This window comes from Streptomyces sp. NPDC045701 (assembly GCF_056432045.1).
This window is the reverse complement of record NZ_JBWKJV010000022.1, coordinates 75,583-92,324: the sequence shown is the minus strand read 5'-3', so window position 1 is coordinate 92,324 and position 16,742 is coordinate 75,583. Positions and strand designations below refer to the sequence as shown.

12 protein-coding genes are annotated in these 16,742 nt (G+C 72.5%); 9 read left to right on the top strand and 3 right to left on the bottom strand.

Features of this window, described 5'->3' with window-relative positions:
* Nucleotides 1–108: 108 nt before the first annotated feature.
* Genes AC07DW_RS22460 through AC07DW_RS22440 form a run of 5 tightly spaced genes read left to right on the top strand, consistent with a single transcriptional unit; the run spans nucleotide 109 to nucleotide 6,680 of the window.
* Nucleotides 109–1,542, top strand: coding sequence for an ATP-grasp domain-containing protein (locus AC07DW_RS22460; protein WP_478859446.1), 1,434 nt, complete (start codon nucleotides 109–111; stop codon nucleotides 1,540–1,542).
* Nucleotides 1,539–2,864 carry an ATP-grasp domain-containing protein gene (locus tag AC07DW_RS22455; protein ID WP_478859445.1) on the top strand — a complete coding sequence of 442 codons (1,326 nt, stop codon included), beginning with the start codon at nucleotides 1,539–1,541 and terminating at the stop codon, nucleotides 2,862–2,864. The genes AC07DW_RS22460 and AC07DW_RS22455 overlap by 4 nt, the downstream gene beginning before the upstream one ends.
* Complete coding sequence (locus tag AC07DW_RS22450) at nucleotides 2,861–4,126, top strand: ATP-grasp domain-containing protein (protein WP_478859444.1); 1,266 nt, start codon at nucleotides 2,861–2,863, stop codon at nucleotides 4,124–4,126. Before AC07DW_RS22455 ends, AC07DW_RS22450 begins: the two co-directional genes overlap by 4 nt.
* Nucleotides 4,123–5,028: an EamA family transporter gene (locus AC07DW_RS22445; protein WP_478859443.1), complete on the top strand. Its 906-nt coding sequence runs from the start codon at nucleotides 4,123–4,125 to the stop codon at nucleotides 5,026–5,028. Before AC07DW_RS22450 ends, AC07DW_RS22445 begins: the two co-directional genes overlap by 4 nt.
* Nucleotides 5,028–6,680 (top strand): DUF885 domain-containing protein, encoded by a 1,653-nt coding sequence (locus AC07DW_RS22440; protein WP_478859442.1) that lies wholly within the window; start codon nucleotides 5,028–5,030, stop codon nucleotides 6,678–6,680. The genes AC07DW_RS22445 and AC07DW_RS22440 overlap by 1 nt, the downstream gene beginning before the upstream one ends.
* Before the next feature lie 165 nt (nucleotides 6,681–6,845).
* Here the strand turns inward: AC07DW_RS22440 and AC07DW_RS22435 are convergent, their stop codons facing one another.
* The gene (locus AC07DW_RS22435; RefSeq protein ID WP_478859441.1) at nucleotides 6,846–7,304 is read right to left on the bottom strand and encodes a winged helix-turn-helix transcriptional regulator; all 459 of its coding nucleotides are present in this window, start codon (nucleotides 7,302–7,304) and stop codon (nucleotides 6,846–6,848) included.
* Nucleotides 7,305–7,390: 86 nt separating this feature from the next.
* On the opposite strand from AC07DW_RS22435, the gene AC07DW_RS22430 reads away from it, so the two are divergent.
* Nucleotides 7,391–8,635, top strand: a complete 1,245-nt coding sequence (locus AC07DW_RS22430) for an MFS transporter (protein WP_478859440.1) — start codon at nucleotides 7,391–7,393, stop codon at nucleotides 8,633–8,635.
* Between the two features lie 245 nt (nucleotides 8,636–8,880).
* On the opposite strand, the gene AC07DW_RS22425 is transcribed toward AC07DW_RS22430, so the two are convergent.
* Nucleotides 8,881–9,195 (bottom strand): hypothetical protein, encoded by a 315-nt coding sequence (locus AC07DW_RS22425; protein ID WP_478859439.1) that lies wholly within the window; start codon nucleotides 9,193–9,195, stop codon nucleotides 8,881–8,883.
* Nucleotides 9,196–9,382: 187 nt separating this feature from the next.
* Here AC07DW_RS22425 and AC07DW_RS22420 point away from each other — a divergent pair, with 187 nt between their 5' ends.
* The gene (locus tag AC07DW_RS22420; RefSeq protein WP_478859438.1) at nucleotides 9,383–10,864 is read left to right on the top strand and encodes an insulinase family protein; all 1,482 of its coding nucleotides are present in this window, start codon (nucleotides 9,383–9,385) and stop codon (nucleotides 10,862–10,864) included.
* A 33-nt stretch (nucleotides 10,865–10,897) separates the two neighbouring features.
* Here AC07DW_RS22420 and AC07DW_RS22415 read toward each other — a convergent pair whose 3' ends face one another.
* Nucleotides 10,898–11,116, bottom strand: coding sequence for a GTP cyclohydrolase I (locus AC07DW_RS22415; protein WP_478859437.1), 219 nt, complete (start codon nucleotides 11,114–11,116; stop codon nucleotides 10,898–10,900).
* Between the two features lie 605 nt (nucleotides 11,117–11,721).
* Between AC07DW_RS22415 and AC07DW_RS22410 the strand changes: the two genes are divergently transcribed.
* Nucleotides 11,722–16,293, top strand: coding sequence for an RICIN domain-containing protein (locus AC07DW_RS22410; protein ID WP_478859436.1), 4,572 nt, complete (start codon nucleotides 11,722–11,724; stop codon nucleotides 16,291–16,293).
* Nucleotides 16,294–16,413: 120 nt separating this feature from the next.
* On the top strand, nucleotides 16,414–16,677 hold the full coding sequence (locus AC07DW_RS22405) for a hypothetical protein (protein ID WP_478859435.1): 264 nt from the start codon (nucleotides 16,414–16,416) through the stop codon (nucleotides 16,675–16,677).
* Nucleotides 16,678–16,742: the final 65 nt, after the last annotated feature.

The window sequence follows — 16,742 nt, the reverse complement described above, 5'->3', positions numbered from 1 at the left end:
ATCAGTGCTGATGAGAGGGCGCTTTTTTTTTTTTTTTTTTTTGGTGGGGGCCCCCCCCCCCCCCCCCCCCCCCCCCCCCCACCCACCGGTGAGGAGGCCGGATCGAGCATGGAAAACACCGGAGGAGTGCTGCTGCTCAGCCATGTCGGGTTCTCGTTCATGGAGGACCTCGCCGGCACGGTCACGGCGCGGGGGCTGAAGAACTACGTGCTCAGCTCGCTGCCGGAGCCGCGGCACCAGGGATCCAGGCCCGGCGCGCTGGCGGACCTCGCCGACGACGTCCGGGTGACCGCCGAGCACGTACTGACCCCACGTGACGTCGAGGACTACCTCGACCACCTCGAGGCCGCCGGCACGCCCGTGCTGTGCTGCCTCACCGTCTGGGAGGGCTACCGGCACCTGATGGCGCTGGCCAACGCCCGCCTCGGGGTGCCCGACCTGGACGAGAAGCAGATCCTGCACCTGCGCGACAAGCTGACGCTGCGCAACCGTCTCGCCGACGCCGGCCTCAGCCGGGGCCGGGCGGCCGCGCTCACCCCCGAGACGCTCGCCGACCGACGGAGCGACGGCCGCCGCTACTTCGTGAAACCGGTCAGCGGCATCGCGTCGTTCGGCACCTTCCCCCTCACCGGCGACACCACCTGGGAACACCTGCAAGGCATCGCCGCCGAGGCCCGTTCCGACACCGTCTACGCCGCGGCCTTCACCACCGACCCGGACTCCGGCGCCCCCGCGGACCCGCACGGGGAGCCGGACCCGGCCGCTTCAGGCGGCGCGGTGCCGGTGGCGGGCGCGCAGTACCACGGCGGCGCCCCGGTGATGGAGTTCCTGGTCGAGGACTACGTACCCGGACGGGAGTTCAGCTTCGAGGTGATCGTCGTGGACGGCGAACCGCACGTCGTGGCCGTGCACGAGAAGTGCGAGGTGACGGAGGCGGCGGGCACCGTACTGGAGAACGCCTGCGTCAGCCCGCCCACGAGCCTGTCGGCCGAGGAGACGGCGGCCGGTCTCCGCTGGGTGACGAGCGTGCTGGACGTCCTGGACATCGACTGGGGCTGCCTCCACGTCGAAGCGCGGCACAACCCGTCCGGCTGGGACCTGATCGAGGTCAACCCGCGTGTCGGCGGCAGCCTGATCTCCCCCAGCGTGGCGGCGCTGACCGGCGGTCCGAGCCTGCTCGACCTCTGGCTGGACTGCCTGCTCACCGCCCGCCGGCCGGCCGGCTTCCGCACGACGCTCAAGAGCCTGTCGTTCGCGGCGGACGGCACCACGCCCAGCGGGAACGCGACGTTCTTCCGCGTCTTCTTCGCCGGCCCCGGCACCATCCGCGAGGTGGGACTCAGCGACGACCTTCCCCTCCGGCCGGTCGTGGCGCACGTCCTGCTCGAACCCGGCGACGTCGTCGAGACGTCCTCACGCGAGGTCTTCCTCGGCCAGGTGCTGTGGCGCATGGACCGGGCCGACCGGGACGCGATCCTCCCCCGGCTGCTGCCCGCCTCCGAGCGCGCGATCGAGACCGTGTACGAGACGGAGCCGCGATGACCGGGCCGATCCTCCTCATCGTCGACTACAACCTGAGCAGGATCGACGAGGTCCGCCACCTCCGGGACCACGCGCGCGAACGCCACGGCGCGACGGTCGTCCTGATCCGCGCCGATCCCACCGCGGCCGACCACGCCATCGCCGACGAGGTGATCGACCTCGACCCGCTGCGCGACGACTTCGCGGAGATGGGCGAGAAGCTCCTCGGCGACCGGCGCGAGCGGATCAGGGCGGGCATCGTCTTCTCCGACAACGCCGTGCGCAGCGGGGCCGAGCTGCTCGAACGGCTGGGCGTCCCGGTCGACTCGCCGCGCCTGGCCGAGGGCGCGTTCTCCAAGTACCACTACCGGCTCGACGAGGCGCGGGTGGCCGGCCTGCTGGCGGCACAGCGCGTCATGGTGCCCGCGTTCGCCGAGATCGCCTCCCTCGACCAGCTGAGGGACTTCGCCCGCGACCACCCCGAGGGCTTCGTCGTCAAGCCCGCGGCGGAGGGCAACAACCGGGGCGTCGTGGTGGTGCGTCCCGGCGACGACCTGACGGCCGCGTTCGCCGAGGTCCTGCCCTATCTGGAGGGCGGCGTCATCTGCGAGGAACTCATCCCCTACCGGCGCGAGTTCTCCTTCGACGGGCTGGGCCCGCTGGCGTTCCTCACCGAGAAGATCAGCGCCGGCGGCCGGTATCCCGTCGAGATCGCGCAGGTGCTGCCCGCCGGGGTGGACGAGCACGAACGCGCGACGCTGGAGCGGGCGGGACGGCAGGCGAACTGGCTGGTCGGCCAGTGCGACGGGCCGTTCCACAACGAGATCAAGCTGAGCGACGACGGGTTGCGCGCCGCGATCGTGGAGCCCAACCGGCGACCCGCCGGAATGAAGATCTGGTCGCTGGCCCGATGGGTCTACGGGATCGACCTGCACCACCGCTGGGTGGACACGGCCTTCGGCACGGCCGCCGAGGCCGGGCGGCTGGTGCCCGGCTGCTCGGCCGCGACGGTGATGCTCGGCGTCGGCGACGACCGCTCGTTCTGCCCGGAGGACGTGCCCGCCGGCGCCGACCCGTTCGCGGACGCCGTCCGGGCCACTGCCGAACGGCTCGGACTGGGCGACGGGGAACTCACCGTCACGGAGTTCTCCTGGGTGTCGCCCCGGCGCCGGGACCTGCACGCCGTCGCCCGCGACAACGCGGACTTCGCGGCGCAGGGCTGCGTCGTCCTGCGCGGCGACCGCGCCGACATCCGCACGGTCGTCCACGCGCTGCGCGAGGACTGGTCGTACGCCCTGGACCGCGCCCTCGCCCTCCCCACTCCCGCAAGGAAAGCCCGATGAAGATCCTCATCCTGCACCGCGTGCCCTACTTCAAGATCGAATACCACCGGGGGATCTCCCACGACGACCACGAGGTCACCTATTTCGGAACCGACCGGGCACTGGCCACCCTGCCGCCCGGCCTGCGCTGCGAGCGCGTCAGCCGTCCCGGCACGCGCCCGGCCTTCGAGGAGGCCCGGGACTGGCTGGCGCGGCGGCCCCGCCACTTCGACCGGGTCATCTCGGCGTCGGAGTACGAACTCCTCGACGCCGCCCGGCTGCGCGAACACCTCGGCGTACCGGGCGCACCGGTGGACCAGGTGGCGCTCGCCCGCGACAAGGTCCTGATGAAGCGGGCGGTCGAGGAGGCCGGCCTGCGGGTGCCCCGCTTCCTCCCGCTGCCGCGCTTCCTCGACCGGGGCGGCCGGGCGCCCTGGCAGGGCCGTACCGTCCTCAAGCCGCACCGCGGCGCGTCCAGCGAGGACGTGCTCGTGTTCGACACCCCGCGGCAGACCGCCGCGGCGGTCACCCGGGGCCGCACCGGCGTCGCCCGGCTCGACACCGGCGCCGGCCTGGCGGACTTCCAGGTCGAGGAGTTCGTCACCGGACCGATCCGGCACTTCGACGGCCTGGTGCAGGGCGGCGAGATCCTGGTCCTCGGGGCGAGCCAGTACGTGGGCACCTGCCTCGGGTACGCGCAGGGCCTGCCCATGGGGTCCTTCCAGATCGGGTTCTCCGAGGAGACGCGCGCCTGGGTGGCACGCGCGCTGGCCGCGGTACGGATCGAGGACGGCAGCTTCCACCTCGAGGCGATCGTCCACGAGGGCGAACCCGTCTTCCTCGAAGTCGGCAACCGGGTCGGGGGAGCCGACGTGGTGGCGACCTTCGAGCTGGCCACCGGCGTCCACCTGCCGTCGTACGAGCTGCGCGTCCTGCTCGGCGAGCCCGTCGCCGGGAAGCTCCCCGAGCCGCCGGCCGGGCGGCGCCGGTACGGCTGGTTCGTCCACCCCGGCCACCACCTGGCCGGTCGCGTGTTCACCGGCCTCGGCGGGGCCGCCGCGTTCCGCGCCGACCCGCGCGTGGTCGCCTGGAACGAACTGCCGTCCGGCGCGCCGCTGCCCGACCACATCACCTACCAGGCCGGGGAGACCGTTCTCGCCGGGATCGTCGCGGGCGACACCCCCGAGGACACCCGGGACTGGATCACCGGCCTGTTCGACTCCCTCTCGCTCCGCACCCGCCCCACCGCCTCCCTCATGACTCCGGAACAGGTCTCGGCATGAAGAAACAGCACATCCTGATCGCGGTGGCCGTCACCGCGATCTGGGGTCTCAACTTCTCGGTCATCAAGATCGGGCTCAGGAGCGTCGACCCGCTCATCCTGGCCGGGATCAGGTTCACGCTCTGCGCGCTGCCCGCGGTGTTCTTCCTCAAGCGGCCCCAGGTGCCGTGGCGGTACACCATCGGCTACGGGCTGGTGTTCGGCGTCGGTCTGTGGGGCGTGGTGAACCTGGGCATCCAGGCCGGGGTGTCGTCGGGTATCGCGTCACTGGTGCTGCAGTTCAGCGCGTTCCTGACGATCCTGCTGGGAGCGGTGGTGTTCCGCGAGTCCCTGTCGCGGTACCAGTACGCCGGGATCGCGGTCGCCCTGGCCGGCCTGTTCTCGATCATGTTCGTCACCGACGGCACGGTGACGCTCGCCGGCGTCGCGCTGGTGCTGCTCGGCGCCGTCTCGTGGAGCGTCGCCAACGTCGTCCTCAAGAAGGCCGCGCCCAGGGAGACGCTGGCGTTCCTGGTGTGGTCGAGCCTGTTCTCGCCGATCCCGCTGTTCCTGCTGGACCTGGTCGTCAACGGCACCGAGGGCTACGCGGCGCTGCCGCACCAGATGGGTTGGGCGGCGGTCCTGTCCATCCTCTTCCAGGCGTACCCGAACACCCTGCTCGGATACGCCGTGTGGAACTGGCTCCTCCGCGAGTACCCGGTGTCGACCGTCGCGCCGCTGTCCCTGCTCGTTCCGGTCTTCGGCGTACTGGGCTCGGTGCTGATCTTCAGCGAGCCGCTGCCGCCGCTCAAGCTGGTGGCCGGAGCGCTGATCGTCACCGGCCTGGTCATCGGGCTGTACGGCAAGAGGCTGGCCGGGTCCGGCGCCGCCACCCGGATCCCGTCGATGAGCCGGGCCCGGTGATGACCGCCCTGAACGCCCTCGCGGACCGTTACGTGGACGAGCTGGCCGCGCTCGACCCGTGCCTGGCCGCGATGATGGGCATCGCCGGGCAGGAGGAGCGGCTCACCGACTTCGGCCCCGGCGCGGTGTGGGCGCGGGCGGAGCTGGCGCGCCGCACGCTGAAGGCGCTCGACGACACGCCCGCCGCCGGGGACGCCCAGCGAGTCGCCGCCTCGGTGCTGCGCGAGCGGCTCGCCACGGAGGTGGCGCTGGCCGACGCCGACGCGTACGGCACGCTGCTGGACACCCTTGACGGGCCGGTGCAGCGGGTGCGGCACGCGGTGGGGCTGCTGGATCAGGGCGACGACACCGTGTGGGAGGCGCTGCTGGCCCGGCTGCGGGCCGTCCCGGCGACGCTGGCGGGGCTGCGCGAGAGCCTGGAGGACGCGCGGCGCCGCGGCCGGGTCGCGCCGTACCGCCAGGTGATCCGCAACGCCCGGGAGTGCCGGGACATGCGGCCGTACCTGGCGGGGTTGCCGGCGGGGCACGGCGACGGCGTGCTGCGCGGCGCCCTCGACGGGGCCGCGGCGGCCGCCGACGAGGCGCTGGGGCGGTTCGCGGCGTATCTGTCGCAGGACCTCGCGGCGGACGCGCCGCGGCGGGACGCGCTGGGGGCTGACCGCTACCGGCTGGGAGTACGGGAGCTCCTCGGCACCAGGCTGGACCTGGCGGAGACCTACGCGTGGGGCTGGCACGAACTGGCCAGGGTCCGGCGCGAGACGGCCGAGGCGGCGGCACGGATCGCGCCCGGCGAACCGGTGGCGGGCGTGCTGGCGGCGCTCGACCGCGACCCCCGGTACCTGGTCCCCGGCGCGGCGGCGTTCCGCGACTGGATCCAGCAGCTCGCCGACGGCGCCATCGCCGACCTCGACGGGACGCACTTCGTGATCCCGGCGCCGCTGCGCCGCATCGACTGCCGGCTGACCCGCACCGACGGACCCGCCTCCTATCTGGCGCCCAGCGAGGACCTGTCGCGTCCCGGGACGGTCTGGTGGCCGTCGAACGACCCGGACGCGCCCGTCCCGACGTGGACGGTGCCGAGCACGATGTTCCACGAGGGCGTCCCGGGCCACCACCTGCAACTGGGTGTGACGACCCTCAACACCGCCACGCTCAACCGGTTCCAGCGCCTGTCGAGCGAGTTGCACCTGGGGCACTGCGAGGGGTGGGGCCTGTACGCCGAGCGGCTGATGGACGAGCTGGGGTACTTCGCCGACCCGGCGCACCGGCTGGGGATGCTGGCCGGCGGGCAGCAGCTGCGCGCCGCGCGCGTCGTCCTGGACATCGGGCTGCACCTGCGGCTCCCCATCCCGGCCGGCACCGGGTTCCACGAGGGGGAGCGGTGGACGCCCCGGCTGGGCCGCGAGTTCCTCACCGAGTACTGCGGGGTGGGCCCGGCGGGGTTCGTCGAGTTCGAGATCGACCGGTACCTGGGGCGCCCCGGGCAGGCCCTTGCCTACAAGCTCGGGGAGAAGGTGTGGCTGGAGGCGCGGGACGCGGCCCGCCGCCGCGACGGCGCCGCGTTCGACCTCAAACGGTTCCACCAGCGGGCCCTGGACCTGGGGCCGATGGGCCTGGACCTGCTGCGCGCCGAACTGACCCGCGCGAACTGACCCGCGCGGACTGACCCGCGCGGACTGACCGGCGCGGCGCGGCCCGCGTGGCGGTGCCCGCCCGGCCCGATCCCGCGGGTCCGCTCCGCGCGAGACACCGGGACGCCCGGCCGCCGGTCCGCCGTGACGCCCGGCCGCCGTGACTGTGGGCCGCCGGGCCGCTCCCTACCGGGTCTTGCGCACCTGCGTGCTGTCGACGTCGAGGAGCGTGCCGTCGGCGCCGGCCGGCGCGAGCTCCGGCACCGGAGTGCCGTGCCGGTCGACCAGGGTGGAGTGGGGCTCACCGGGGGCGAAGGCGTGCCGTTCCCCCCACTGCCGCAGGGTGAGGATGACGGGGAAGAGGGCGCGGCCGGCGTCGGTGAGCACGTACTCCCGGCGGCGGCCCGAGGGCGCGGTGCGCTGGGCGAGGACTCCATGAGCGGTGAGCTTGCGGAGGCGGTCGGTGAGGATGTTGCGCGCGATGCCGGTGCGGCGCTGGAACTCGGTGAACGAGCGCGCCCCGTCCATCGCGTCGCGGACGACGAGGAGGCTCCACCTGTCGCCGACGAGGTCGAGCGTGCGGGCGACGGGACAGTCCGGGTCGGTCCAGTCGAGGTCCGGAGCGCCCTCGGTGGTGCGTGGCATGACCCCTCCCAATGAGTTGCGGATTGAAACCATCATGCCGTACCGTCGAAGTGGTTGCAATCTGCTACTGATTGGATGGGAGCGCAATGAACGTATGGCGGCGGTTACTGCTCGCGGTGGTGTGCGGTGTCGCTGTGGCGAGCATCTATGCCGCACAGCCGGTCCTGGAGCCGATGGGACGGGATCTCGGCGTTCCCGCGGGCCTCGTGGGGTGGATCGTCGCGGTCGGCCAGTTCGGCTACCTGGCGGGGCTCCTGCTGCTGGTGCCGCTCGGCGACGTGGTCGACCGGCGCCGGCTCATCGCCGTGCACCTGGCGGTCACCGCGCTGGGCATGATCCTGACCGCCTCGGCGTCGGTCGCGTGGGTGGCGTTCGCGGGCCTCGCGGCGGCCGGGCTGTTCGCGGTCGTGGTGCAGACCACCGTGGCCTACGCCGCGTCCGTCTCGCCGGCGGCCGAACGCGGACGGAACATCGGCGTCGTGACCTCGGGCGTCGTGGTCGGCATCCTGGGCGCGCGGGTCGTCACCGGCGCGCTCGCCGAGGTGTGGGGCTGGCGGAGCGTCTACGTCGTGCTGGCGGTGCTGTCACTGGGGCTCGCGGCCCTCGTCCTCGCCGTACTGCCCTCGGAGGAGCGCGCCACCCCGCCCGCGGGGTACCGGCAGGTCGTCGCCTCGCTCGGCGGGCTGTTCGGGGAGCGCACCTTCCTGACGCGCGGGCTCATCGCGTTCTTCCTGTTCGCGTCGTTCGGAACCCTGTGGAGCGGACTGTCCCTGCCGCTGGCCGCCACGCCCTGGCAGCTGAACGAGAGCCAGATCGGGCTGTTCGGCATCGCCGGCCTCGCCGGCGCGCTCGGCGCGGCCCGCGCGGGACGGTGGGCGGACGCGGGACGGGCGGCCCCGGTCAGCGGTCTCGCGCTCGCGCTGCTCATCCTCTCCTGGGCGGCGATCGCGCAACTGCCCTGGTCGCTGTGGCTCCTCGTCGCCGGGATCGTCGTCCTCGACTTCGCGGTCCAGGCCGTCCACGTGAGCAACCAGCACGTGCTCACCGCCACGCATCCGGATCGCGTCAGCAGCGTCATCGGCGGCTACATGGTCTTCTACTCCCTCGGCTCGGCCCTCGGCGCGGCCGCGACCACCGCCACCTTCACCTCCTACGGCTGGGCGGGCTCCAGCCTCCTCGGAGCCGGATTCGCGGCCTGCGGGCTCATCGTCTGGGCGGCCGACAGGCGGCTGCCCCGCGACGGCGCGGGCCTCGCGTCCGAGGAGGCCGGGACGCGTCCGGCGCGGGAGGCGGCGGCCGGACGCGTGATGGACAGCTCCAAGCTGTCCTGAACCGCCGTGACCGTGACCCGGTCTGCGCCGTCCCCGCCGGGACGGCGCGGGCCCGGCGCGGTGGACTCCGGCCCGGCCCCCGGCGGAACCCCCGCCGCCGGGGGCCGGACCGGAGCCCTCCGCGGCGGTGCCCGTCGGCCGGTTCCCGGCGGCGGGACGCCGGCACGGAGGCGTGCCCGGCGGCCCACCCACGGGCGCCGGGCGCCCTTCCGGGTGTCCCGCGCCCGGGGCGAGGCGCTCGGGGCTCAGGTTGTCGCGGGACGGGCGGCGGCCACCTGCCAGGGTTCACGCGCCCCGAAGCGCTTGCGGAACACGGTGCCGGGCACCGCGAGAGCCACGTCCAGCGCGGACCGGTCGATCCTGTTGCCACGGGCGGGACGCCTGGGTGCCTTCCGGTATCCGCGGGCACGCATGAGATCGGTGGCTGTTCGCCAGTCGGCGGCGGCCACCACCACTTCGTCGACGGCGTCGCAGCCGTTGCTCGCGTCGGCCAGCACCGCGTAAGCGATCACACTGCCCCCTATCGTGAGCTTGGCGCTCATCCCGTCCGCTTTGCCCATGACCACTCCCACTCGCCGGCGGCGGCACCGACCCGCGACGTCCCGGCCACCAGTGTCCCGCGGGGCTGCCGCCACCGTCGCTGACGGCCGGTCCCCCGAGCCCAGTCGGTCAGGCCGCCTGCGGGATCAAGGCGTCCAGGGTGGGCGGAGTGACGGCCATGGCGCGTGCCGAACATATGATCCGGCCATGCATCGTGACGTGATCGACGGCGTGCCCGTCCTGTGGGCGGAGGCTCCCGGCCCCCTCGAAGCCGCCCTCGTCTTTGGTTGTGGGGTCAGCGACGAGACGTTCAGGCACCTCGGCGTGAGCCATCTCGTCGAGCACCTGGCGATGAGTACGCTGCCGCGTCTCCACCACGAGCACAATGCCTCGGTCACGCTCTCCCTCACGGATTTCACCGCTTCGGGGAGCGCGGCACAGGTGGCGACATTCCTCACCCTTGTCTGCGAGGCGCTGTGCGCGCTGCCGGTGGAACGGATGGAGCGCGAGGCCGGGGTGCTCGCCGCCGAGGGCGCCGGCGTCACCGACCCGGCCACCGCGGAACTGCTGTCGTTCCGGTACGGCGCGGTCGGCCCCGGACTGGCTTCCTGGGCGGGGCCGGGGCCGGACCGCATTCCGGTGACAGCTGTCCGGGACCTCGCCGCCCGCTACTTCCACGCGGACAACGCCGTCCTGGTGCTGACGGGCCCGCCGCCGGCCGGACTTCGCCTCCCACTGCCGCGTGGCCCACGGCCCGACCGCAGCGGGACACGGCAGGTGTTCAGGACGGGGCCGGCCTGGTTCCGGGCCGACGTACCCGGCCCCGGCATGGCCTTCCGAGGCGATCTCGACGACCCCGCGCTCGTCCTGGCCCACGCCGTGCTCCAGGAGCGGCTCCGCCGGCGCGCACGGCACCAGGAGGGCGTGTCGTACGAGGTGGGCGGCGCCCGCGTCCACACGGGGACGGGAGACGGCGAATACACCCTGTGCCTGGACGCCAGGGAGGGCCAGGAGAAGCGGGTGGCCGAGTTGCTGTGGCAGGAGGCCGTGCGGTTGGCCAGCGACGGCGTCGGCGAGGAGGAACTCGCGGAGGAGCTGGCCGGGTTCCGGGAGGTCTGGCTCGACGTGCGGTCGACGCCCTCCGAACTCGGCGAAGCCGCCGCCTGCTTGCTGCTGGGGCTCGACCACCAGGACGCGCCGGCCCGGCTGGACGCGCTGGAGAAGGTCACTCCCGAGCAGGCGGGGCAGGCGTTCGCCACCGCGTTCGCCACCGCCCTGCTGGTCGTCCCGGAGGATGTGGAGGTGGAACTCGCGCGGCTCGACGGTGACCCTCTTGCCCAGGAGACCTGCGCCACCACCCACGAGTTCCCCTCGGACCTGCGGGTGTTCAAGCCCTCGCTGTTCCGGAGGACGGTCTCGTCCGCCGCACGCGCGGCGCGGCTCGGGGTCGGCCCTTCCGGCCTCTGGTACCGCGACGCCGACGATGTGCATCATGTGCCCTTCGACGAGGTCGTGGGCGTGGAGACGCGGGGCGCGGGCCGCGTGGTCTTCGGCTCCCACGGCTGTCTCATCCCGGTCGTCCCGGAACTGTGGGCGAACATAGGCCCCGCCGTCGCCGCCGTCGACGCCGCCGTACCGGAGGCACTGCGCTACGAGACGTCCGCCCTCCTGCCCGGCCCGGACCACTGACCACCGTCGCGGCCGCGCGGCACAATCCGGCCGTCAGGTGGGCTGGCCGGTAAGGGCGAGGAACTCACCCCGCGGGCGGGCGTCGGTGCGCAGGAGGCCGTGGAGGGTGGAGGCCCTCATGCTGGTGCCGGTGGCCAGGACGCCTCGCCGGGTGATGCAGGGGTGTTCCGCCTGGATGACGACACCGACGCCTTTCGGCTCCGGATGGGTCGCGAGCCAGTCGGCGACCTGTTTGGAGTCGCCGGGGCCCACCGCCGTATCGAGTCGGGGACGAGCACGGGCAAGCCGGTCCTGGAGATCGCGGCGCTGATCGCCGGCGCCGCCCGGGCCGGGGGAAGGTTCGCCTCCGCCGACGCGTCTGCCGCCCGGTCGGCCTTGGGCGCCTGCGGCACATACGCGATATCGAGCCAACTTATGACGAAAAAGCAATCCCTCCTGCACCCGTCCTTCACAGCTGTCACACAGGTAACTGCTGGTATGAGCTTGGCCTTTGCCTGTGCCGTGCCCGGACAACGGGCGCAACCGCATTTCCCGGCCCGGCCGGGACGCCGATCGTCGGACCTTGCCGCGCCCTGTTGACCCGGGGCTATGGTGAGCGCCGCGCGCACGGGAGGGACATGACCACCCTGCCGTGACGCGCACACGCCATTCGGCGGCCGGGGGAACGGTGCCGCCACGGGGGAGGGACGCATCGCCATGCCGCTGTACCGGCTCACGGGGAACGCCGCGCTGACCGCTGCCGCCCGCCGGCCCCGTCCTCGCACCCGAGCGGCCGGCTGACCCGACGCTCCGTACCACCGGTCTCCCTTCCGGCGGGCCACGCCCGCCTGCCCACATTCGCTGCGAAGGATGCCCTCTTGCGCTTCAAACCGGGGTTGTTCAACCCCAGATCGCGATCAGCCACCGCTCTCACCACCGCCGTCACATCCGTCGCCGCCCTGGCCGTCCTGGGTGGCCTGGCCGTGCAACCCGGCGCGGTCGACCGGTTCGCCGGACAGCGCATGGCCCCGGTGGGGGACGACTACGACTGGTACACCGACACCGCCGCCGAGCAGTTGCGGCAGGACCAGTGCCTGATGGCCGATGTGCTGCGCCTGGGCGGGCCGTCCATGGCCACCACCGCGCAGGACGCTCTCAACCAGCCGCAGGACAAGCTCCACGAACTGGCCGACCGGCAGCACTGGGAGAACACCCCGCTCGCCCAGGCGTTCAAGAAGGACCGGGACACGGCGTCCAAGGAGCTCGACGCCCTGCACGCCGTACGCGACACCTGGAAGAAGCCGCTCGACGGTCTCGAAACTCCCGGTGGCTTCACCGTCACCGGCTTCCACTGGCCGCCGGGGACGTCCGACGGCAAGGAGGACTTCTACGGGCAGACCGGCCTGACCAAGTGGGTCGCCGACCGGTTCTGGAAGGACGAGACCGACTTCTACGAGGACCCCACCCCCTTGGCGGACGCGGCGACCGCCAAGGCCGTCAAGGACATCGGCGCACCGCTGTACGGCGCGGAGCCCAGCACGCAGCTGCCCGAGTGGGAGCGGCAGCGCGCCGAACACGGGGCGTACGAGCACTTGTCCGCCTGGTCCCTGGAGCCCATGGGCGCGGACAACGCCCGCCTCTTCCTGGCCTCCGGCGGCTTCCCCCGGACGGCTTCCGAGCCGGGCACGGCGGAGCATCGCATCGCGGTGGAGGACCTGAAGACCCGGTTCGCGTCATGTGCCTGGCGTGACCCGATCGACCCGAACAAGGTCCAGGTTGCCGTCGCCGCCACGGCCGCGCAGGAGTGGCAGCAGGAAGTCGCCTCCCAGGCGACCCAGCGCAACCAGATCCTGGCCGCGAACAAGAACGCGACCACCTCCCTCGCCGCCGGCGCGAAGGCGCTGGGCGACCTGCTGGGTCACTCGTGGGTGGCCGACCGTCTCGCCCGCTGGCAGGACTACTGGTCCGCGGGTGGGCCGGGCTGGATCGGCGACAGCCATGTGACCATCGAGGTGCCGGGCGCCAAGGGCAACTGCCTGGACGTACAGGGCGGCGGCAAGACCAACGGCACGCCCGTCCAGGTCTACACCTGCACCAACGGCGCGGCGCAACTGTGGACGCTCGAAGGCGGCGAGGACGACCTCCACATCCGCAACGTCGGCTCGTCCAAGTGCCTGGACGTGGCCGGCAACAAGTCCGTGAACGGCACGAAGATCCAGATCACGGACTGCTACAGCACCCCCGGCCAGTCGTGGAAGGGCGACGTCCGGGCGTCCTCGCAGCTGAAGAGCGTGTCCACGGGCAAGTGCCTGGACCTGAGCGCGTTCACCAAGAGCACGGACGCACGGCTGTGGGACTGCAAGGACGCCGCTGCGCAGAAGTTCCTGATCAAGCCGACGGGACACAACGGCACGGACAGCCTGTCGTATCCGGACAAGGCGCAGTTCGACAAGGCGAAGAAGGGCGTCACCGACACCCAGGCGGCGGCCAAGAGGCAGCTCGCCGCGCTGAGGACGCAGCTGGAGAACGCCAAGAAGGCCGCCGCCACGTCCGATGCCGCCGAGCAGGCGGCGTACGGGATCGCCGACGCGGCCGGAGCGCCGCGGGGCCGTGGTCTGCTCGTCGGTCAGCAGAAGGCCCAGGTCACCAAGGGTGCCGTCGCGGCTCTGACAGCCATGGTGAAGGCCGCTGAGACCGCCGAGGCGGCCACCCGCGCCTCGGCGGGGGACAGCGACACCATCGCGCAGCGGGCCCTGGCGCAGGCCGCTCAGGTCAACGCGGAGTTCCGCAAGGAGGCCGCGCACATAGCCGAGTTGCAGGCGAAGGCGGCGGCGGACGCGGCCAAGCTGCACCGGGACAACGCCAAGAAGGACAAGGAGACGGCGGAGGCGAAGCTCGCCGTCACCCTGAAGGCGGAGGCGAAGGCCAAGGCGGCCGCCGCCGACGCCCACGCCAAGCGGCTCGCGGCCGAGGCCGAGGAGAAGACGGCCAAGGCGGAGAAGGACACCGCGGCCGCCAAGCAGGCCGAAGCCAATCAGCACAAGAAGACCGCGCAGGCCGAGGCGGCGAACGCGCAGGACGCGAAGAAGAAGGCCGAGACCGCGGAGGCGACCGCGGTCGCGCGGAAGAACGACGCGGTCACCGCCCGCGACAACGCCAAGGCGAAGCGGGACGACGCCTGGGACGCCGAGCAGAAGGCCGACGTCGCCCGGGCCAAGGCCGACGCGAAGGGTGCCTACGCCGACTCCCTGGAGGCGGGCGAGGCGGCGGACGCCGCACGCGCCGCCGCCAACCAGGCGGACAAGCACGCGGACGACGCCGAGGCGGCCGCGGGAAGGGCGCGTACCGCGGCGGATGCCGCGACGCAGGCGGCGGCCGAGGCGGACGCCGCGGCCACCCGCGCCGAGGCGGCGGCCAAGCGGGCGCGTTCCCACGCGGACGGAGCCCAGGCCGCCAAGCTGAGGGCCGACGCCGCCGTCAAGACCGCGACCAGCGCCGTGGCCGACGCCATCAAGGCGTCCGAGCACGCCTTCGCCGAGGCCAAGACGGCCGTGGCGCTGGCGAACGAGGCCGAGAAGCTGGCCAAGACCGCCAAGTCGGAAGCCGACGCGGCGAGCAGGGAGGCCGCCAAGGCCCTGGCCGCCGCGGCGAAGGCCGCGGGCTTCGCCCACGTCACCGCGCAGGCCGCCGTCGACGCGGGCAACGCCGCCGCACAGGTCGCCAAGCCCGCCAACGACGCGATCCAGCTCGGCTCCCCGTACGTCACCACCGACTCGGCCGCCGGTCTGGTCGTGCTGACCGGTCAGGCGTCGAAGTCGATCGCCGACCAGCAGAAGGCCGTCGCCGACGCCCACGCCAAGAACGCCCAGGCGGAGGCCGCGGCGGCCAAGAACCTCGCCGACCAGGCGACCGGCGACGCGAAGATCGCGTACCAGTACGCGGCCAACGCCGCCGGTCATGCCGCCAACGCCCGTACGTATTCCAAGGAGGCGCTCGGCTACGCGGCCGACGCCGCCAGGGCGGCGTCGGCCGCGTCGGCGTCACTGGCCCGCACCGTGGAGTACGACCGCCAGGCCACCGCGGACGCCGCAGCCGCCGACCAGGCGGCCGGACGGGCCGAGGGGTACGCCAGGGACGCCCGCTCCTCCGCCGACCAGGCCGCGCTCGACGCCCAGGCCGCACGCGAGGCCGCTGCCGCGGCCGAGCAGGCCGCCAAGGACGCCCGCGCCGCCGCCGACCGCGCCGACGCCGCCGCCACCGAAGCCGAGGAGGCCGCCAAGGACGCCGAGAAGTACGCGAAGGAGGCCCAGGACGCGGCGGACAGGGCCGAGAAGGCCGCGAACGCCAAACGCATCGACACCGGAACCGTCGTCGACGAAGCCGGTGGCTCCATCGGCAGCATGTTCTACGTCATCGACCACATCGAGAAGGTGGGCGACCCCGAGACCGTAAAGAAGACGGGAGGCTGCGACGGCTGGATCGACAAGCTCTTCTACAAGGGCGACTGCACGGTCACCGCGAAGATCCGGTACAGGGCGGTCGTCGATCTGTACCTGTGCACCGCACAGGATCTGAACCCGTCGAAGTACACCTGCCCCTCCAGCGCGACCGTGTACCTGGGCCCGCACACGACCAAGGAACTGTCCCAAGAGGTCACGCACACCATCACGATCGCCGAGTACCAGCAGGGCATCGACCCGATCGACATCCTCTTCGGCAGCTGGATCAAGTGCGCCCAGAAGCTCACCCCGGGTGGTGAGAGCGGAAGCCTGGGCGGCTGCGCCTGGGCGGCCGTGGATGTCGCGTCCCTGTTCGCGGGCAAGATCCTCAGGCCCATCGCCGACGCCGTCAGGGCCGTCGACGCCGCCGCGCGGACCGGTATCGGCTTCACGAACGCCTACAAGGGCCTGCGGTCCCTCGGTCTGTCCGAAGAGGTCATCGCCGGCATCAGCAAGACGCAGTTCCTGCGGCTGAGGGCGACCTGCCCGACGTCTCTGGTCCCCTCCAAGGCCCGCGCGCTGCCGGACGGCGGCATGGCGAAGCGGGTCAGCGCGGCCGGCAGTGCCAAGTGTCCGGACTACGTCGACGTGGCGCCGAGCGGGTTCGGGATCGTCGCGGGCATCGACGACGCCGGCCTCGTCTCCCTGGCCGTCAAGAAGGGTCCGGGGACGCCGAGCGGCGGCGAGATGTTCAACGCCGCACTTGCGCACTTCGGCGACAAGGTCAAGGGAGTGAAGGCGTACTGGCAGAACGGTGGGGAGCTCAGCGACAACCTGAACTCCTTCAACAAGGCGGTGAAGAGCGGCGAATACGCCTCACTCGAGGAAGCCGCGCTCCGGGGAACCTTCACGGGTAAGATGTCTGCGAAGTCAGGTTTCACAAAGGTGGAGATCGTCGAACTCCGTGGAATGTGGGGCGAGTACACCGAGGTCGGTGTGATCTTCTCGTAAGGCATCGCCCGCGAGGTCCGCGGGACGGATGGGCGTAGGTGAGGGCGGGTCTCACGCGAGGTGAGGCCCGCCCTCACAGCATGATCAGTGCTCGGGACAGAGTGGGAAGACAGGTGCGGGATGGTCGATCTGGAAAAAGTGGCGAACGAATTGAGGATGGCTCAGGCAGAAGGAAAGGGCGCGGCCGAACTGGCCCTGCTGGCCCGGGACACGTTGGGGCCGGCTTTCGGCGTCATGTCTTTCATCGCCGTATTCCGGATGGCGTTCGACATCCCGCTTCCCGTCCTTCAGCGGGCGCAAGCGTGGGAGCGGTTCGGCTGGGGAGGCACCCACATTTCCGACCGGGAGTTCTCCGCCCTCCTCTCGCCCTGGCTCACCGGCTGACCCCGGGGTACGCGTCATCCTCTGCCGCCGGGCACGCTCCTCGACGACCGGGAGGAGGCCGCTCG